At 64.6% G+C, this 18,714-nt stretch carries 17 protein-coding genes; 8 read left to right on the top strand and 9 right to left on the bottom strand.

What is annotated here, in order from left to right; translation table 11 throughout:
• Positions 1 to 4 precede the first annotated feature (4 nt).
• Complete coding sequence (locus FBZ93_RS26185; protein ID WP_146989775.1) at positions 5 to 679, bottom strand: response regulator transcription factor; 675 nt, start codon at positions 677 to 679, stop codon at positions 5 to 7.
• A gap of 321 nt (positions 680 to 1,000) precedes the next feature.
• On the opposite strand from FBZ93_RS26185, the gene FBZ93_RS26180 reads away from it, so the two are divergent.
• The 4 genes from FBZ93_RS26180 (at position 1,001) to FBZ93_RS26165 (ending at position 4,407) form a co-directional block, all read left to right on the top strand.
• Positions 1,001 to 1,579 (top strand): class I SAM-dependent methyltransferase, encoded by a 579-nt coding sequence (locus FBZ93_RS26180; RefSeq protein ID WP_146989773.1) that lies wholly within the window; start codon positions 1,001 to 1,003, stop codon positions 1,577 to 1,579.
• Between the two features lie 10 nt (positions 1,580 to 1,589).
• The gene (locus tag FBZ93_RS26175) at positions 1,590 to 2,249 is read left to right on the top strand and encodes a DedA family protein (RefSeq protein WP_146989771.1); all 660 of its coding nucleotides are present in this window, start codon (positions 1,590 to 1,592) and stop codon (positions 2,247 to 2,249) included.
• Positions 2,250 to 2,608: 359 nt separating this feature from the next.
• The gene (locus FBZ93_RS26170; protein WP_433995446.1) at positions 2,609 to 3,376 is read left to right on the top strand and encodes a UDP-2,3-diacylglucosamine diphosphatase; all 768 of its coding nucleotides are present in this window, start codon (positions 2,609 to 2,611) and stop codon (positions 3,374 to 3,376) included.
• Positions 3,376 to 4,407: a glycosyltransferase family 4 protein gene (locus FBZ93_RS26165; protein WP_146989769.1), complete on the top strand. Its 1,032-nt coding sequence runs from the start codon at positions 3,376 to 3,378 to the stop codon at positions 4,405 to 4,407. Before FBZ93_RS26170 ends, FBZ93_RS26165 begins: the two co-directional genes overlap by 1 nt.
• A gap of 80 nt (positions 4,408 to 4,487) precedes the next feature.
• On the opposite strand, the gene FBZ93_RS26160 is transcribed toward FBZ93_RS26165, so the two are convergent.
• The 4 genes from FBZ93_RS26160 to FBZ93_RS26145 all read right to left on the bottom strand — a co-directional run bounded on the left by FBZ93_RS26160 (position 4,488) and on the right by FBZ93_RS26145 (position 11,216).
• Entirely contained in the window at positions 4,488 to 7,691 is a 3,204-nt protein-coding gene (locus FBZ93_RS26160; RefSeq protein ID WP_146989767.1) for an LGFP repeat-containing protein, read from the bottom strand.
• 550 nt (positions 7,692 to 8,241) lie between these two features.
• Positions 8,242 to 9,372, bottom strand: a complete 1,131-nt coding sequence (locus FBZ93_RS26155; RefSeq protein WP_146989765.1) for a threonine synthase — start codon at positions 9,370 to 9,372, stop codon at positions 8,242 to 8,244.
• A 13-nt stretch (positions 9,373 to 9,385) separates the two neighbouring features.
• Positions 9,386 to 10,039, bottom strand: a complete 654-nt coding sequence (locus FBZ93_RS26150; RefSeq protein WP_146989763.1) for an HAD-IA family hydrolase — start codon at positions 10,037 to 10,039, stop codon at positions 9,386 to 9,388.
• 16 nt (positions 10,040 to 10,055) lie between these two features.
• A complete protein-coding gene (locus FBZ93_RS26145) occupies positions 10,056 to 11,216 on the bottom strand; it encodes a DSD1 family PLP-dependent enzyme (protein ID WP_146989762.1) in 1,161 nt (386 codons plus the stop codon).
• On the opposite strand from FBZ93_RS26145, the gene FBZ93_RS26140 reads away from it, so the two are divergent.
• Positions 11,210 to 12,211, top strand: coding sequence for a LysR family transcriptional regulator (locus FBZ93_RS26140; RefSeq protein WP_349643269.1), 1,002 nt, complete (start codon positions 11,210 to 11,212; stop codon positions 12,209 to 12,211). The two genes, FBZ93_RS26145 and FBZ93_RS26140, sit on opposite strands and share 7 nt — an antisense overlap.
• 4 nt (positions 12,212 to 12,215) lie before the next feature.
• Here the strand turns inward: FBZ93_RS26140 and FBZ93_RS26135 are convergent, their stop codons facing one another.
• Entirely contained in the window at positions 12,216 to 14,327 is a 2,112-nt protein-coding gene (locus FBZ93_RS26135; RefSeq protein ID WP_283810842.1) for an acetoacetate--CoA ligase, read from the bottom strand.
• Positions 14,328 to 14,448: 121 nt separating this feature from the next.
• Between FBZ93_RS26135 and FBZ93_RS26130 the strand changes: the two genes are divergently transcribed.
• On the top strand, positions 14,449 to 15,450 hold the full coding sequence (locus FBZ93_RS26130) for a glycoside hydrolase family 3 N-terminal domain-containing protein (RefSeq protein WP_146989756.1): 1,002 nt from the start codon (positions 14,449 to 14,451) through the stop codon (positions 15,448 to 15,450).
• Positions 15,451 to 15,545: 95 nt separating this feature from the next.
• Positions 15,546 to 15,728, top strand: a complete 183-nt coding sequence (locus tag FBZ93_RS26125; protein ID WP_146989754.1) for a hypothetical protein — start codon at positions 15,546 to 15,548, stop codon at positions 15,726 to 15,728.
• Positions 15,729 to 15,825: 97 nt separating this feature from the next.
• Here FBZ93_RS26125 and FBZ93_RS26120 read toward each other — a convergent pair whose 3' ends face one another.
• Positions 15,826 to 16,257: a hypothetical protein gene (locus tag FBZ93_RS26120; RefSeq protein WP_146989968.1), complete on the bottom strand. Its 432-nt coding sequence runs from the start codon at positions 16,255 to 16,257 to the stop codon at positions 15,826 to 15,828.
• A gap of 552 nt (positions 16,258 to 16,809) precedes the next feature.
• Between FBZ93_RS26120 and FBZ93_RS26115 the strand changes: the two genes are divergently transcribed.
• Positions 16,810 to 17,418, top strand: coding sequence for a helix-turn-helix domain-containing protein (locus FBZ93_RS26115; protein WP_146989752.1), 609 nt, complete (start codon positions 16,810 to 16,812; stop codon positions 17,416 to 17,418).
• A gap of 14 nt (positions 17,419 to 17,432) precedes the next feature.
• On the opposite strand, the gene FBZ93_RS26110 is transcribed toward FBZ93_RS26115, so the two are convergent.
• Together FBZ93_RS26110 and FBZ93_RS26105 are read right to left on the bottom strand one after the other, a co-directional pair.
• The gene (locus FBZ93_RS26110) at positions 17,433 to 17,681 is read right to left on the bottom strand and encodes a hypothetical protein (protein ID WP_146989750.1); all 249 of its coding nucleotides are present in this window, start codon (positions 17,679 to 17,681) and stop codon (positions 17,433 to 17,435) included.
• A 235-nt stretch (positions 17,682 to 17,916) separates the two neighbouring features.
• On the bottom strand, positions 17,917 to 18,636 hold the full coding sequence (locus FBZ93_RS26105; RefSeq protein WP_146989748.1) for a Crp/Fnr family transcriptional regulator: 720 nt from the start codon (positions 18,634 to 18,636) through the stop codon (positions 17,917 to 17,919).
• Positions 18,637 to 18,714 lie beyond the last annotated feature (78 nt).

Here is an 18,714-nt window from a genome sequence, read left to right as displayed (position 1 = left end):
ACGCTCACGGTGTTTCCCGCAGCACATAGCCGAGGCCGCGGACGCCGTTGATCGCGACGCCGGCGTCGGCCTCGGCGAGCCTGCGGCGCAAGCGCGACACATGCGTATCCAGCGCATTGGGCTGCACGTCGTCGTCGAGGCCGTAGACCGCCTCCATCAGCGCGGAGCGCTGCACCATGCGTCCCATCCGATGCAGCAGCGCCTCGAGCACCAGCCGTTCGCGGCGCGGCATCTCCAGAGGGCGTCCGTCGACGCTGGCCTCGCGATGGGCGAAGTCGAACGACAGGCGGCCGATCCGCGCGGCGTGCTGCTGCACATTGGCGGGCCGGCGCAGCAGCGCGCGCAACCGCGCCAGCAGCTCCTCGAACGCAAACGGTTTGCCGAGATAATCGTCCGCACCGCAATCGAGGCCCGAGATCCGGTCCGCAAGCTCGCCGCGGGCCGTCAGCACCAGCACCGGCACCGTGTTGCCGCTGGCGCGCAGCTTCGGAATCAGTGACAGCCCGTCGCCATCGGGCAATTGCCGGTCGAGCACGATCGCATCATAGCTGCCAGCCGCGGCAATCGCCTCGGCTTCCGACAGGTCCGGCGCGTGATCCACCAGCATGTCGTGGCGCGCGAGTGCCGCACGCAGCGCTGCGACCATTTCCGGCTGGTCCTCCACCAACAGCACGCGCATTCGTCGTCTTGATCCCTGCATCGATCAGCCGGCTTTATGTCCGATTCATTGCGGCAACCTTGCGGTTTGCTCCGCGCCAATGCGTCGCGGCGTGAAATTTCGCATGCGCATCCATTCGCGACAGGCTGGCGCAAGCTTCGCATGAGACAGAGGCCTCGCTCGGAGCGGGCCGAATCGTCCCGCCACCGACCGACACGCTCAACCGGCGGGGGCCTCCGACACACGATGGTGGCGCCTGCAATGCGAAAGATATCGGAATGGCCTTGCTAACGAATCCGCGGCGCGAGATGCGCAATGCGCCCAGCATGCGGGAGCTCCAGCATGTCTGCCGCTGACATCCTGCCGTTCTTCCGCGCCTGGGTCCGCAATCCGCTGCGCGTCGCCGCGGTCGCGCCGTCCGGGCCCGCCGTCTCGTCCCTGATGACGCAGGAGATCACGGCGGACACCGGTCCGGTGATCGAGCTTGGCCCCGGCACCGGCGTCTTCACCCGCGCGTTGCTGAAGCGCGGCGTGAGGCAGCAGGATCTGACGCTGGTGGAATACGGTTCCGAGTTCATCCCGCTGCTGCAGCGGCGCTTCCCGGGCGCCCGGGTACTCTGGATGGATGCGGCCTGGCTGTGGAGGGAGAGGCTGTTCGAAGGGGCGCCGGTCGGCGCTGTCGTGAGCGGGCTCGGGCTTCTCATCATGCCGCCGGAGAAGGTCACGACGATCCTCGATGCCGCCTTCCGCTATCTGCGCGCCGGCGGTGCCTTCTACCAGATCACCTATGGTCCGCGTTGTCCGGTCGCGGACGCGATCCTGGATCGCCTCGATCTGCAGGCGAGCTGCATCGGGCAGACGTTCCGCAACCTGCCGCCGGCGTCCGTGTACCGGATCAGCCGCCGCCACCCCCACGCTTGATCGAGGCGCCATGGACACGTCGAGCACGATCGCAATGTTTCTGCACTTCGGCCTGGTGGGCGTGGGCTGCCTTGCCGTCGCCGAGAAGTTCATTCCGCTGCTGCCGTCCTATGTGCTGCTGATGCTGCTCGGGCTGACGGTCTCCGACGGCACGACGCTCGCGATGACCATCCTGGCGACCAGCGCCGGATCGGTGGTCGGCGCGATCGGCTGGTACGGGCTCGGGCGTGCGCTCGGCTCGCGTCGCATCGAAGGGCTGGTGACCCGCTATGGCAAGTTCGTGCTGCTGCGGCCCTCGCTCTACCGGCAGCTCACCGATGCCTATCGCGGCAATCATTTCTGGGTGACGCTGATCGGCCAGACCCTGCCCACGGTGCGGATCTATCTGGCGCTGCCCGCCGGCGTGTTGCGGCTGGAGCCGCGCGCCTTCGTGATGGCGACGGCGATCGGCACCGTGATCTGGAACATGCCGTTCCTCACGCTGGGTTATGCGCTGCGCGGCAGCGGCCATGATCCGGTCAGCCTCGGCTTCTGGGTGGTGGTCGTCCTGATCGCCGTGGAGGTGGCGCTCTTCCTAGGCTTCCGTTTCTACAAGCGCTCGCTCGCACCGCAGCCTTTCGCGAAGCCGCTCGCGCTCCCCTCGCGCTTGCCAATGGAGGAAGGCGCATGAGAGCCCTGCTGTCCCGCCTGCGGCCCAGCTCACATACGCTCGAATGTGCCGCCGCGGCATTGCTGGTGCTGGCCGCAAGCTATCAGTTCGGTGTCGCGGCGTCCGGCGGGCGATATCGCGCGGCCGAGTTCGCGCTGCTGGTGCTCGTGGCAGGCATTTATTGGCATCGCTCGATCTTCCGGCGATGCGCCAGCCGCGACGTCACCAGGGTTCTCGCCGGATTGGCCGAAGCCATGGCGACGGCATTTCGGCGGGATGGTAGCGTCAGCGAAGTTGACCGAGACGTCCCGGTCCCGGTCGGCGGCGATCGCGCCGGCGCGCTGCGGCTCGCGTCGCGGCATCCCGTCAGGGTCAGAAGCCTGTTCATCTCCGACGTCCATCTCGGAACCAGAGGGTGCCATGCCGAGCGGTTGATCGACTTTCTTCGGCATCACGATGCCGAAACCGTCTTCCTGGTCGGCGACATCGTCGATGGCTGGTGTCTGCGCTCGAGCTGGTATTGGCCCACGGCGCACAATGCCGTCGTGCGGGAGCTGATCGAGCTCGCGCAACGGGGCCGGCGCCTGGTCTACATTCCCGGCAATCACGACGAATTCCTGCGCGACTATGCCGGCGCGGCGTTCGGCGGCGTCGAGGTCGTCGAACGGGCGATCCATCGTGGTCTCGACGGCCGCGACTACCTCGTCGTTCACGGTGATCATTTCGATCTCGTGGTGCGGCATGCGCGATGGCTCGCACTGATCGGCGATGTCGGCTATCGCGCCGCGCTGGCCTCCAATGTCTGGCTCAACCGGATCAGGCGTCAATTCGGGTTCGGCTATTGGTCGTTCTCGTCCTGGGCGAAGTTGCGGGTCAAGAATGCGGTCAACCACATCGGCCGGTTCGAGGAGGTGCTGTCATCCGAGGCCGGGCGCCGGAACGTTCAGGGCGTGATCTGCGGTCACATCCACCACGCGGCGATGCACGATCATTTCGGCGTCCGCTACATCAATACCGGGGATTGGGTGGAGTCCTGCACGGGCGTGGTCGAGCGCTATGACGGGCAGTTTGAAATCGTTCGGTGGACGGATCCGCAGCCGGCGTCGAACGCGGCCGATTTCGCGCCGCTCGCGGAGGCGGTCGCCTGATGCGCGTGCTGGTGGCAACCGACGCCTGGCGGCCGCAGATCAATGGTGTGGTCCGCTCGCTCGAATATCTCGCCAGCGAAGCACCGTCGCTTGGCGCGGAGATCCGCTTTCTCACGCCGGCCGATTTCCGCACCGTGCCGTTGCCGGGCTATCCAGAGATCCGGCTCGCGCTGCCGTCGATCGGGCGCATCGCGCGCGCGATCGACGCGGCGCGCCCGGACTCGGTGCATATTGCGACCGAAGGCCCGATCGGCTGGATCAGCCGCCATGTCTGCCAGACGCGCGGCTATCCGTTCACGACCAGCTATCACACCCGCTTTCCCGAATATCTCGCCGCGCGGCTGCCCGTGCCGTTGCGCTGGAGCTACGCGGCGCTGCGTCGTTTCCATAATGGCGGCGACGGCATCATGGTCGGCTCGCCGTCGCTCGAGCAGGCGTTGAAAGCCCATGGCTTCCGTAGGTTGATGCCATGGTCGCGCGGTGTCGACGCCGAGCTGTTCTGCCCGCGCATGGAGCGGCCGCTCGCCTTCCCGGCGCCGGTGTTTCTTTATGTCGGCCGCGTCGCGGTCGAGAAGAACCTTGATGCGTTTCTCGGTCTCAACCTGCCGGGCTCGAAAGTCGTGGTCGGGGATGGGCCGCTGCGCGGCAGCTTGCAGGCGCGGTTTCCGCAGGTTCATTTTCTCGGCACGCGGACGGGGCGGGCGCTCGCCGATGTCTATGCGTCGGCCGATGTCATGGTGTTTCCAAGCCTGACCGACACGTTCGGGATGGTTCTGCTCGAGGCGCTGGCCTGCGGCGTGCCGGTCGCGGCGTTTCCGGTGATGGGGCCGCTCGATGTGATCGGCAAATCAGGCTGCGGATGCCTCGATCACGATCTGCGCCGCGCGGCGCTCGGCGCGCTGTCGGTGCCGCGCGAGAAATGCCGTGCCCATGCGCTGACCTTTACCTGGCAGGAAAGCGTGCGGCAGTTCCTCGACAATATCGGGCGGGCGCACGCTTCGCCGGTGCACGCCGCCCTTGCAGGAGGATGAGGCCGCCGGGATGGAAGCCGCTCCATTCGATCATCGTTGCTAGCCCCAGATCGCGTCGATGTTCTCGCCTTTGGATCCCGTCAGCGCACGCAAACGAGCTCTCGGGCGCCCCCCACCTGATGTCCGGCGAAATGACCACCGGTGGCGTTGCGATGGAACCGGGACTCTATGCAAACGTGATGGCCAGCACGCGCAGCCTGCGCCCATGTAACTGTGTTGACGTCGGTAAAACTCCATCCGCTCGCGTCGACATCAGCCTGTTGCGCGTCTTGCGCGTCTCCTGGAGCGCCCACGCAAACGATTCCCAGCAGACCATTCCCCTGATTGCCGGTGAAGAAGCCGCTCACGAAACCACGATTGTGACAATATTCGTTTGACGTTCGCCCAGCGACGGCCCACGCGTTATTGTCCAATTGAGGTGACGTGAGACGCCAAGTTTGTGACGCGAGCTCCGTGTCACGGGAATCGAAATACTTGGCTCCCTGAAACCAGCACACGATGCCGCGGTGGCCGTTGACCTGGTCGCCGGTAAAAATTCCTCCAACAAACCCACGCAGCGCGCAGAAGCCGGTCGCGGCACGCGATGCCAGTGCCCATGTCGCCAGGTTGACGTCTGTGAAATTCCACGCTGTGCGTTTGATCTCGTCGTCTGTCGCATCGAACCACTTGGCCGGCGAACCTGGCTTCCATACTGGAAACACCTCGAACGGATTGGCGTTCAAGATCCAATAAATCGTTCCATTTTCGAAATCCTGCACCCGCGCCGCCCGGTTGTCTGGCGCGCGGCCGTCATGTTCGTCGTCCGTGGGCAGGCCGAGGTCCGGATGAAGCTGCCAATACGCGTATATGCCTCCAACCATCGCATGTGTGCCGGTGGTTTGAGAGGAATAGATCGCTGATTCAATGTCCTCAGGAGCGGGCCAAAGAAAATTGAACTTAAGGAACTCAGAATGTTGCGTGCGGCCCTCCGTCATGACATCGGTCTTTGGAAAGCCGAGGCCACGATCCCAACCCAGCGCAGCCCATTTATCTCGGATAGGCCCATGAATCTCATGGGCGCCCGTACGCGGCGAGGAAAAAATCGAACCGCGTTCGAAATGGGTGTAACGGAGTGGCATGTCTGCATCTTCTGGCTTCGGATCGACCATGATCTTAAGACGATCGCCACTCGTGGATTCGTCGTCGGTAATTGGCAAGCCGAGCAAGGCCTCCTTGCCTTGATAGGCCTGCCAGATGGGCCCGCGCACCACGTGGCCACACGTCGTCGGCGAATACAAAATCGAGCTTTGGTACTGAGCCGCGTGGAATGCTTTGTTTTTATCGAACCAGTATCGGTCAAGGGTTAGATCCGTGCGCGGGGCAGCTGGAGCCGGCGCCGGCCCACCCAGCGCTGCTGCGCCGCCATACACACGGTAGGCCTCGAGTGCGTTGTTGCAGACTGTTTGCGGGGTCCGACCGTGTAGAAGTCCATAGACAATGAGTTCACCTCCGAAAGTCGGCCGGAAAACCTTTCCGTTCGCAACCGTCGGCGGAGTGAATTTCGCGAAGGCGACGTTCTCGTCATCTATCCAGAGATGGGCAAGCGTTTCGGCATCAAACGCCAACAACCGGCCTGGTCCGATTTCGTTAAGCACGTCCCGCTTGGGCACCGATGCCCAAACAATCCCATCGGTCGAGCCGTTGGCTGAAAGTGATACCACTCCCCCCGGCATGCCGTCCGGCGACCGGTAGATGCTTGATTGACGTCGCAGGGCCGGGTCGATCGATCCATCGCCCTTGAGTGTATGACGTGTAAAAAACGCCTTCTCGGGCATCGCATAGAGATGCGTTTGATGCGACGAGTCTGTCCAGACGACCGGTGCGCCGTGGATATTCGGGCCAAACATCTGGAATTTGGCGTAGTCCTCAAGGGCAATCTCGGGGTGCCATGTATTGGTATAGGCGAGCAAGCCGTCATTTGCGCCGTGTGATAGGGAAGGAAGCCTGAGCGGCGTCATCGTCGTCCGATCGAGGATGTAGAGGCGTCCCTCTTTACCCCCCGCGACCAGGCGCCCCTCCGGCAACAGTACGACCCCGCCGGAACCGAGGTCGGTGTCTCCGCCATCTAGCTCGTTCGCGCGATCCACTTTGTAGGATCTCACTGAAAAGTTGTGCGCGCCGCCGCTTGATGCTGACGAGGGGCTGAGCCGAACAATTGATTCGCCCAAGGCTTGGCCCGCGTGCGGGCCCATAGCGTTGCCGGTCGTGAAGTAAACTCCGTCTTGGTCTGCGGCCAGGCCCTGGCCTGACTGCCAAATGCCGGCCATCCAGGCCTGCCCCTGCTGGTCAAAGCTTGTATTGAAGTAAGCGGCTGGCGGCATCGGGGATGAGTGCGAATACGGACGGTCGAGAAGGTCTTGCGTCTTGTAGGCGACCACCCATCCGCGCGAGTGTGCTCGTGTGTTGGGATCGCCACCGCCGTCGTCGCAGACCAGTCCACCAAAGGCCACGTAGAGCATTCCTCTGTTGAGCAGCAGGGCGGGACGGCTGAGCTCCTTATTGGGATCGAAAGCATTGGGATCGAATAGATTTGGCGGCGAGGGAATCGCAATGTCTGTGAGAGGTACGGCCCGCGTTGAAGAACCCAGACCTTTGAGATCAACGACGAAGATTGTATGGCGAGCGGTGTACGTTGTTAGGATCGTCCCGCCGTGGTCAATGTTAGGGGGAGCCATCCAGGCGGCAACGTACAGTTTCCCATCCACCGGATCGATCACCGGGGCTGACGTGATGCCCATCGCACCGTGGGTCTGCCCGCAAATCGTGCGGGTGTCGTTGGGCAGATTACGATCCATCCCGGGCACTTCCTGTGCCCCATAACCGTCAGAACCGATCAGCGTCGTCTGCCAAAGAGCCTTGTCCGGGTTCGGATCGAGATCGTCGGCATCGAACGCATATATTCCGTTGTTTTGCGTCGCCACGATCACAACATTCTTCACCCCTTCGGCTGTCTGGAGCCCATGTACGTAGAGAGGCTGCGCCGCGATTTGGCCGTTGACGTGCCTTGCGTACAGCCGTCCAAACGTCGATGGGCTGACCGTTGACGGCTTGAGTGCGGTTTCCGCGAGATAGGCGCCGGTGCGGGCATTGTCGTTGTGCTGGGTCAGGACACTTTTCGAAGCGACGAGCGGCGGGGCTTGCGCGGCAGCACGCCAGGCAGAGCCCGGCAGGATCAAAAAAAACGTCACGACGAGAGTACAGACGCGCTTCGCGAGTGATCGTTGATGGTCGCTGAGAAGTAACATCGCGCACCTCAATATTGACGTTGTCGCAAAGTCTCGTTTCTCAAGCCCCCGCGACAAGGCCGTTTCCTGGCCGCGAGTTATCAGTTTGGCGTCGCTGTTTCCGACGGACGATATCGCGCGGTCGAGTTCGCGCTGCTGATCCTTGTCGGGGGCATTGGTTGGCGTCGCCTGATCGTGAAATATCGCGCCAACCGCGATGTCGTGAAGGTTCTCGCAGGATTGGCTGAAGCTATGGTGACGGGACGGTAGCAAGAACTGATCGGGGTATGCAACCTCCGGTATGCGGGGCGCGTGCCGGTGATAGCGAAAACGCCCCGACCGCGACAGCTACGTCGATCGCAACGCTCGCTGATGTTTTTGTTTCGCAATGTTTCTCATCATCAGCACGAGGCCGGCTGCGATGGTGCGCGTTGCTTCGCTGGGACCAGGCTCGCTCGTCGCTTGGCCGCCTTTGCTCGAAGGCTTCAACGCGCCAGCGCCGGAATTGCGCGGTAGACGCCAAACCAACAGATCAAAGCCTGTCGATTTCCCGAATGGGGTGCCAATCTCGCTAGTCGCCCAGCAACTCCGTGATCAGCCCCGCCGCCTTGATCCCGGTGCCGCTGATGATGACGACGGTGCGCTCCGCCGGCCGGATCGCGCCGCGCGCCTTCAGGACGTCGAGCGCGGCGGCGGCCGAGGCCGAGGTCGGCTCGACGAACAGGCCGGTAAACGCCAGCCGCTTCAGTGCGGCGACGATGCCGTCTTCGGGGATCGCGACCGTGCCGCCGCCGCTTTCCTTTAGCGCCGCGATCATCTGCTTCAGCCGCAGCGGATGCTTGATCGCGGTGCCCTCGGCGATGGTCTTGCGGACCGCGCGATCGACCGGCGTGTCGACGCCGGCGGCAAAGCTCGCATCGACCGGCGAGCAGTTGAGTGGTTGCGCGCCAAACAGCCGCGGCAGCCGCGTGATCTGACCGGCCGCCAGCAGCTCCTTGAAGCCGATATAGCAGCCGAGCAGGCTGCTGCCGGCGCCGACCGGCATGATCACATTGTCAGGCGTGGTGAAGCCGAAATCTTCCCAGATCTCGTAGGCCAGCGACTTGGTGCCTTGCAGGAAGAAGGGTTGCCAGTTGTGGCTGGAGTAGAAGATCTGCTTCGACTGGCGGATCGCTTCCGCCTCGGATTCCTCGCGCGGGCCTTCGACCAGCTGCACCTCGGCGCCGAAGGCATGCATCTGTGCCACCTTCATCGGCGATGTCGTCGCCGGCGCCAGGATTTTCACCCGCATGCCGCCCGCTGCGCCATAGGCCGAAACCGACGCGCCGCCATTGCCGGACGAGTCCTCCAGCACCGCATCGACGCCGAGCTGGCGCAGGAGTGACAGCATCACCGTGGTGCCGCGATCCTTGAAGCTTGCGGTCGGATTGAACCATTCCAGCTTGAAATGCGGCCGCAGGTCGTCCCATTCCTTCTCGACCGCGGGCGTGCAGCCTTCGCCCATCGTGATCGGCTGCTTGATCTCGACCGGCAGCGCCGCGCGGTAGCGCCACAGCGACCGCGTCCCGCGATCGATCTCGTCGCGGGAGATGCCGGGCAGCGGCGTCACGAGCAGCGGCTTGCCCTCGTCGGAGCACCAGCGCGGGATATCCAGCGGGTAGAGCTTGCCATTGAGCGGGTCGATGTAGCTGGGTGAAGGCATCTCAGTTCAGTCCTCAAGGAGGCGGGCCGGCCGCGTCGCGACCAAGCACGAAATCCGGCAAGGTCGCAAGGTTGTCGCGAACCATGATCGGGGCGGGCGCCCCTTCCGGCAGGTTCTTTGCGGCCCGATTATGCCACCAAGTCGGCAAGTGCACACGCGCCGTTCCGAACAGATCATAGGCCGATCCCGCGACGAACAGGCATCGACCGGCGGGGACCGGCAGTTCGTCGAGCGCGAGCTGATAGGGTTGCGGCTGCGGCTTGTAATAGCCGGCGCGCTCGGCCGTCACGAACACGGTGAGAGGGACGCCGAGGCGGTCGGCTGCGATGCGGCCGAGCCGCTCGGAGCAGTTGGTCACGACGCCGAGCGCGACACCGGCGTCATGCAGCGTCTGCAGAACGTCGCGAACCTCGGGCCAGGGATCGAGCTCTGCATAACGCGCGCCAAGCTCGGCGGCCCGTTCGAACGGCAGCCCGACGTTGCGCGCCGCCTCGCCGACCAGATCCTCATAGGGCCGATAGCGTCCGGTGGCATAGGTGTTCTTGAGATACTCGGCGCGCCAGCGAAGCCCGGCCTCGTCGGAGCCGGCGACCTTGTTCCACAGCGTCCAGCTGTCGAGCAGCGCGGTCAGGAGGTCGAACAACACGGCGTCGAAAGCTCGCGTCATGGGCTGTGCTCCGCTCTTACCATCCGCGAAGCCGCTCCCATTGCCTGACGGTGTCGGAGCCGGCAGCGATGACGTGATAACGGTCGTGCTGCGCTCCCGTCGCGCAGGCATGGTTCGGAAGGATTCGCAGCTGCGCGCCGACCGGCAGCGTCACCTGCGGCGCGGTGCTGCCGGGACGAAGCGCGACGATGCCGTGCTCCTGATTGGTCTCCGTCACGATCAGGTCGGGATAGGGCCGTCCATCGATGTCGCAGACGATGCCGTAGCCCTGGTCGATCGGCTGCCGCGCGGTGCCGCGATCGCGCGACAGCGCCATCCAGCCAGCATCGATGAGGGTCAAGCCACGATCGGCGCGATGGCCGATCACCGTCGCGAGCACCGACAGCGCGATGTCCTCGACCGCGCAGACCCCGATCCCGGCCATCACCAGGTCGAACATCACGAAGACGCCGGCGCGCACCTCGGTGACGCCATCGAGCCGGCGCGCGAAATGCGCTGTCGGCGTCGAGCCGACGCTGACCACGGGGCAGGGCAGTCCGGCCGCGCGCAATGCTTCGGCGCAGGCGACCGCGGCGGCGCGCTCCTGCTCGGCCGCCTGCTCGAGCGCCTCAACGCTGCGGCAGGAATAGGATTCGCCGGCATGCGCCATGACGCCGCGCAGTTCGGCGCCGCCCTGATGCAGCGCGCGCCCGATCTCGACGAGCTGCGGATCGCTTGCACCGACCCCGGCGCGATGGCCATCGCAATCGATCTCGATCAGCACGGGAATGCGGTCGTTCGTCATGCGCGCCATCTCGGTGACGGCAGCCGCCTGCTCGAGGCTGTCGAGCACGACGGAGAGGTCCACGCCCTGACGCCGCAGCGCGGCCACGCGATCGAGCTTCTGCGGCGCGATGCCGACGGCATAGAGGATGTCTGTCACGCCGGCCGCGGCGAAGACCTCGGCCTCTTGCAACGTGGACACCGCGGCCGGGCCGCCTGGGCCGTCCATCACAGCGCGCGCCGCCGGAATTGATTTTGCGGTCTTCAGATGCGGACGCAGCGGCACGCCGAGCCGCGATAGCCGCGTCTTCAGGCGGGCGATGTTGTGCAGCATCCGGTCCTCATCGAGGACGAGACAGGGCGTCTCGATCCCGGCGAGCGGATGCGGTGCGTTCGGGACGGGGGCTGATGACATGCGGCGAGACTAGCCGTTTCCGCGCTAAGTACAATTTACCGAATGTCATTCCTATATTAAGCCTAGGCTTAATGATCTCGACCGACGACATCCGCTTCTTCCTGGCCATCGCTGCGGCCCGGTCGCTCGCGGCCGCGGCGCGGGCGCTCGACGTGACGCCATCGGCGGTCTCGCAGCGGCTGCAGAGCCTCGAGCAGCGGCTGGGCGTTCAGCTGGTCAGCCGTTCGGCCCGGCGGCTGACGTTGACCGACGAGGGCGAGCTGCTGGTGCTGCGCGGCGGGGTGCTGCTCGACGAGGCGATGGAGCTGACCGAAGCTCTGCAGGCGCGTCGCGGCACCATCGCAGGACATCTGAAGATTCTTGCACCGCTCGGCTTCGGACGGCGCTACATCGCCCCGGTCGTTGCCGCCTTCCGATCACGTCATCCCGAGGTGTCGGTCGAGCTCGAACTGTCCGATCGGCCGGGGCGTGCCGCGGTAAGTGCGTGGGACATCATGATCCACATCGGCACACTCAAGGACTCCACGCTTCGTCTGCAGCGTCTTGCCCCCAACGAGCGCTATCTGTGCGCCTCGCCGGCCTACCTCAAGCGTCGCGGAACGCCGGCGCGCCCGCAGGATCTGCGCGCGCATGATTGCATTGCCTTGCGTGAGAACGAGGAGGACGTGACGCTCTGGCGGTTCTCCCGCAAGCGTGCCGCGTCGGAGCCTGACGTCGTCAGGATCGAGCCGATGCTGTCGAGCAATGACGGCGAGGTCGTGAAGGCCTGGGCGCTGGCGCATCACGGCCTGATCGTCAGGTCGGAGTGGGATGTCACTGAAGATCTCGCCGCCGGCCGGTTGGTCCGTGTGCTGCCGAACTTCCGCCTGCCGCCGGCCGACATCGTCGCGCTGCTCAATCCGGGCCGCAGTGGGCGCGCGAGACGCACGCAGGCTTTCGTGGAGCACCTGCGCGCCGCGCTTGCGCCGCCGCCATGGCGCGGCAGGCTGCGCTAGCGCTTCACGCCGCGCCCGCCTGCTTGCTCAGGTAGCTCCTCGCAAAATCGAGATACCAGTCGAGGCAACCGGGATTGGCCATCGCATCGCGGTTGATGACCTTCTCGACGGGGTGACCGAGCAGCAGCTTCTTGACCGGCAGCTCCTGCTTCTTGCCGGACAGCGTGCGCGGAATTTCCGCCACCACGAAGATGTCGTTGGGCAGGAAGCGCCGCGACAGCCCGGCTTCGACCGCCTTGTTGATCTTCGCCTTCATCGCCGCATCGAGCGCGACGCCCTCGCGCAGCACCACGAACAGCGGCATGTAGCTGTCGCGGCCGAGATATTCGAGGTCGACGACCATCGAATCCAGCACCTCCGGCAGCGCCTCGATCGCCGAATAGAGCTCGCTGGTGCCCATCCGCAATCCGTGGCGATTGATGGTGGCGTCGCTGCGGCCATAGATTACGCAGGAGCCGTCGGGGTTGATCTTCAGCCAGTCGCCGTGCCGCCACACCGGGCCGCGGCCGCTGCCGTCGAAATTGTCGGGATAGGTCTCGAAATAGCTCGACAGATAGCGTGCATTGCCGGGATCGTTCCAGAACCGCAGCGGCATCGACGGCAGCGGCTCGGTGCAGACGAGTTCTCCGACCTCGTCGATCACGGCGCGGCCCTGCTCGTCGAAGGCTTCCACCGCGCAGCCGAGCAGGCGGCATTGCATGATGCCCGGCGTCTGCGCCAGTTCGCGATTGCCGCCGATGAAGGCGCCGGCGAAATCGGTGCCGCCGGAAATATTGGCCCACCACATGTCGGCCTGCGCGGCATTGCCGGTGCGCTTCGACAGCGCGGCGAAGCGCTCGTTGAACCAGGCTTGCGTATCGGCTGATAGCGGCGAGCCGGTCGAGCCGAGCGCGCGCAGGCCCGAGAGGTCGCCGACGGCGGCGAGATCGATCTCCGCCTTGGTGCAGTTGGCGAAGAACGCCGCGCCGGCGCCGAAGAAGGTCGCCTTGGCGTCGGCGACGAAGCGCCACAGCGTGGTCCAGTCCGGCTTGTCCTTGGTGCCGCCGGGGCTGCCGTCGAAGATGCAGCAGGTGGTGCCGTTGAGCAGGCCGTTGGCCTGGCAGTTCCACATAATCCAGCCGGTCGAAGAGTACCAGTGGAAGCGTTCGCCGAACGAGTTCGGGTGGTAGCTGCAGCCGAGGTCGTTGTGAAGCGTCGACAGCGGCAGCGCCACCGCGATGATGCCGCCATGGCTGTGCAGGATCGGCTTCGGCAATCCGGTGGTCCCCGAGGAATAGACGATCCAGAGCGGGTGATCGAACGGCAGCCATTCCGGCTCGAAGGCGTCGATCTCCGCGCTCTGGCGCGCGAAGATGGACGACAGCCGTGTCTCTGATGGTGCCGCGTCGCTGTGCAGAATGACATGCTCGACCGTCGGCAGCGCGCGCCGCAGCTCCTCGATCACGCCCTGTCGGTCATGGCGCTTGCCGGCATAGGTCACGGCATCGCAGGCGATCAGCACCTTCGGCTCGATCTGCTTGAAGCGGTCGATCACCGCGGGCGCCGCCATGTCGGGCGCGCAGACGCTCCAGACCGCACCGAGGCTCGCGGTTGCAAGAAACGCGATGATCGTCTCCGGGATGTTCGGCAAGTACGCGGCGACGCGGTCGCCGGCGCGGACGCCCTTGGCCTTCAGATGCAGCGCCAGCGCCGCCGATTTGCGTTGTAGCTCGGGCCAGCTCGTCTCCGACAGTCTGCCGTCCTCGCCGCTCGCAATCAGGGCCGGCAGGCCGGCGTTATGTGCGGGCACGACATGGCGGAAAACCTGGCGCGCATAGTTCACCGAGGCGCCGGGAAACCACACTGCGCCCGGCATCTTGCGTTCGGCCAGCACGGCGGTATGCGGCGTCGGCGAGCGCAGGTCGAAATAATCCCACACGCTCTGCCAGAAGGCGTCGATATCGGTGACCGACCAGCGCCGCATCGCCTCGAAATCCGCAAACGCAAGGCCGCGGGTCTCCTTCAGCCAGTCGCGGTAAAGGGCCATTTGCGGGACGTAAGGTGCGGTCATGAGCGGTTTCCGGAGTTTCTTGTGTTGTGGCAGACGCCGGTGAGGCGTGCCGGCGTGTCTTAACATAGGGATGCGAGCACGGGGAGCGCAGTCCCACCGCGGCTTGCGTCATATTCTTACCGCCGCGGCCGCGTGCTATTCCTTCAGGTGCGGCGTTGATTCCATGCCAATCCCATAGCGAGCGGCCATGTCCGTCGGCGAACTCTTCATTCTCGGCTTCTACGGCAAGGTCATCCCGTCCTGGCTGAGGGAATTTGCCGCGCGGTTCGGGCTCGGCGGGGTGATCCTGTTCGATTACTCGTGCCAGACCCGTCAATACGACAACAACATCGCTTCGCCCGAGCAGGTGCAGTCGCTCTGCGCCGGGATTGCGGCGCTGCCGTCAGAGCCGCTGGTCTTCATCGACCAGGAGGGCGGTCTGGTGCGCCGGCTCAAGGATGGCCTCGGCTTCCAGCCGCTGCCGAGTGCGAAGGATTTCAATCTGCTGGCGCAGACGGAAAAGCAGGCGATCCTTGGCGCAACCTATGACGAGCTGCGCCGGCTCGGCATCCGCTACAATTTCGCGCCGGTCATCGACGTCGACTACAATTCCGACAATCCCAATATCGGCAGGATCAAGCGGTCCTATTCGTCCGATCTCGGCGAGGTCGAGGCCAATGCCCGCCTGGTCGACGCCGCGGCGCGGCAGGCCGGAGTTGGTCTCTGCCTGAAGCATTATCCGGGCATCGGCGGTGCGCTCGTCGATTCGCATCTGGAGTTCATGGACATTTCCGATGCGCTGCGGCCCGAGCAGGAAGAGCTGTTCTACGCGTTGGCCCCGGATACTTTCGGCAATGCGGTGCTGGTCAGCCACGCCATTGTCCGCCAGTGGGACCCGCAGCATCCGATGACATTGTCACCGGCCGGGATTGGCCGGCTGCGCCGCCGTCTGCCCGACACGCTCTTGATCACCGACGACATGCAGATGCAAGGGCTGCAGAAGGCGCTCGGCACAAGTGCGGCCAGCCTGCAGGCGATCGCCGCCGGCATGGACATGATCTGCATCGGCAACAACCTGTTCGACCAGGAGCAGGCGATGGCCGGCATCGCCGCGACGGTCGCCGGTGCGGTGCAGGACGGATCGCTGGATCAGACCGCGGTGCGGCGATCCATTGCGCGCGTGCAAGAGCGTAAGGCGCTGCTCGCCTGACGGCATTGAACCAATTTTCGCGCGGTGCGACCACAAGAGACGGAACCAATTTCATTACCGCGATTTAACAAAGGCGCTCATCGGGGCTAACAACCATGAAGATGCTCAAGCGTCTTTTCCGATTGACCTGGCTACGCCGCGTCGCACGCAGTTCAGCCGATTTTCCACCTGCCTCCATCGATCCCGACGAATTCAGCCGCTTGCTTTGCAGCGGGCGCCGCCAGGATCTGCGGATACTGGCAAAGCGGCTGAGCGAGCGCCCGCGCGCTCACGCATAGGCAGCGCATCGGATCGAAGGTGAGCCGGTTCTGACTGAACCAGAACCGATAAGTCCGGCGCGCGGCCGCGACTTCAACTCCGATCTCGGCGCGATGGCTACTGTTTTGCCTTGTCGTGCTTGCCGATCCCGACCGCCTTGTAGTCGTAGGTCGGATAGAACTCGGTGCGATAGGCGCCCCAGGCGCTGTTCTCGATGACGCGGTTGACCTCGCGCAGCCGTGACGCCGGCAGCCGCAGGGTCACCACCTGGCCGGCGCCCATCATCACGTACCAGCTGACCACCTCGACACCTTCGGGCGGAAACGCCTTGTAGAAGCCCTGCCGCTCGAGCTGCGCATTGAGTTCGCCGAGCGGGCGCGACTGATCGTGCTTGAAGAAGATCGTGATCATGATCGTGTTGTCTTGGGCCGGCGCTGCGTCGCCGGTCGGCGTGCTCTGGGCCTGCGCAGCGGCGCTGACCAGCAGTGCCGAGGCGAGCGCCGCGATCATCATCCAGGATCCATTTCGTCCGCTTCGCCCTCGCTGCATTGTCGCACCCTTTTTGTTGGTCGAGAGGCGGCGATCATCGCGGCGCGTGCCGGGGGTGTAAATTGACATTCGCTGACCCTGCGTCCGCCGGGTCAATGTGAGCCGCCTCATACGAACGTGGCCCAACGTGCGGTAAGCCGATGCGATCCCGTGCCTAGAGGGATGATCGATGTCGACCCGTCGAATGGCGTATTGGTGGTTCAGGTTCGTTCTTTCGGGGCGGTTCCTGCAGAAATTCCTCCGGCTCCGGCGCCCCTGATGTCGAAGGCGCGGCGCGCAACCCGGCTATTTCTGACGTGGCGGCAGGGTGTGGGATGCGTCCGCGAAACGCCGGGACGGTAACGATCCACCTGTGAGCCCATCGGGACGAAGCCGCCCGTCGTCCCGTAAGAATACTGTAATTCGACTCAAATATGCGAGATTCGTTGCCAAATCAGCGGTAATCTGCGCCTGCTTGGCAGGTCGGGGCCCGAGGTCACAGTTGCGTCACCCGTAGTTCTACGGAGTCCCGCGTTAACGCGGCCACAAGTTCACCTTCGGTAAACCATACTTATGACGCAACATGACAATCGAGCCGAGGCGCGCCTTCCGGCATGGATGGGCGGAACCGCGGCGCTCGAGGGACAGCAGTCTGAGGTTCATGGGGCCGTTGCGCCGCGACCGCAGGTCACCACGGAGGCCGGTGCGGCCATCGTCCGGCAGTTCAATGGGCCGGTGACGGCGCTGCTGCTCTATATGAACGAGCTCAAACAGCACAGTCAGCAGTTCGCGCACGCGCCCGGCAACGGCGTCTATCTGCGGCAGGTGATCGAGAACGCGCTCGAACAGACCGAGCGGGTGTCCGCGATGCTGAAGCAGATTTCGGATCTCTATCCGAATGCTGTTCCGGCCGCGGATCTCAGGCCGCAGGGCGACGACAAGCCGGCAGGCGTTCGGTCACCCGATGTCATGTTCGCGCCGGAGGCCGGCCGCAAGCCGCTGACCAAGCGCGAGCGTGAAGTGCTCAGCCTGATCAGCGACGGCTATTCCAACAAGCAGGGCGCGCTGCGGATGAACATCAGCCCGCGCACCTTCGAGAGCCATCGTGCCGAGGCTATGCGCAAGCTCGGCGCGCGTAACACCGCGGATCTGGTCCGCAAGGCCTTGCTGCATTCCGCTTGAGCGGAGACCGGTTGTCAGAAATCGTCTTCCGCGGCGAAGCACAGCCGCGGCGCGAGCCGCGCGGCGGGAGCGGCCGTCTTCGGTTCGTCCGGAACGATCGTCACCACCCATGCCGCCGTTGCGCCGGACCTGCTTTCGACGATCGCGCGGACGCGGCCGGTGACCGTCGCGCCGGCGGATCTGACAGTGGCGGGCCGGCCGTTGAACTGGGCCATGCGGAAGCGCCGGGCTTCCTTCCGGTCGGTCGTCTCGTACGTGAACATCGGCTCCCCCGTGCGTCCACGCGACTTTGCGGAAGCAGCGTTATCCGACGGTGAAAATCGTACGCCGTAGAAGTACGGTTTGCGCGACAGCCAGGGCGTTTTGCGCGAGACGCCGACCGCTTGAATCGAAACGCTAATGCATGATCCGGAAAAGTGCGAAGCGGTTTTCCGAAGAGATCATGCTCAAACAAAGAGCCAGAGCGCGATGACGATTTCAACTTTATCTCATCGCGCTTTAGCCGCTGGTTTCCTCGCAATTCAGCAACCTCGCATACTGCGCCTTGACCGCGGCGTAGCATTCGCAGGCGGTCCTGATCAGTCCGTCCGCGTTGGTGATCTCGATGTGGCCGCGGCTGTAGTGAATGAAATTCGCCTGTTGCAGGGTATGCGCGACCAGCGACACGCTGTTGCGGCGGGCGCCGATCATCTGCGCCATCGCCTCCTGGGTCAGGACGATCTTGTTGCTGCCGGAGAGGTCGCGCGTATGCAGCAGGCATCGCGCCAGCCGCGACTCCACGGTATGCGCGGCGTTGCAGCCCGCCGTCTGCTGGATCTGGGCATAGACGGCGAGCCCGTGCCGGAGCAGCATGGTGCGAAGCGTCGGGCTCTGGCCGGCGGCCTCGCGCAACGGCTCGAGCTCGACCGTCGAGGCAAGGCCGGGCACCAGCACCGTGGCGTTGTTCAAGACCCGCCCCTCGACCAGCGGGGCGAATGCGCCAAAGATGCTGTCGCGGCCGACCATGGCGACCTGGACGCGCTCGCCCCTCGCCAGCTTGACCACCAGCGAGATCACGCCCTTGTGCGGCATGTATGTCCGCTTCAGCATCTCGTCGGTCTCGATCAGGACCGAATCGGCGGTGAGGTCGACCGTCCGCAGGTGCGGCCGGATCAGCTCAAAATCGCTCGCAGAGAGCGACGACAGAAACCCGTTGGGTGATCGCGGAACCGTATCCAAAGCAACCTCCTGCCTCCCGGCAAAGCTTGTCTCTGGTCACCAGGGCTGACGCGTGCAGTCAGACGTGCTTGCAACTTA

Origin of the sequence: Bradyrhizobium macuxiense, assembly GCF_007993935.1 — a bacterium.
In the GTDB taxonomy this organism is placed as follows: Bacteria; Pseudomonadota; Alphaproteobacteria; order Rhizobiales; family Xanthobacteraceae; genus Bradyrhizobium; species Bradyrhizobium macuxiense_A.
The sequence above is the reverse complement of the archived record's forward strand: the minus strand, read 5'-3'. Positions and strand labels throughout refer to the sequence as shown.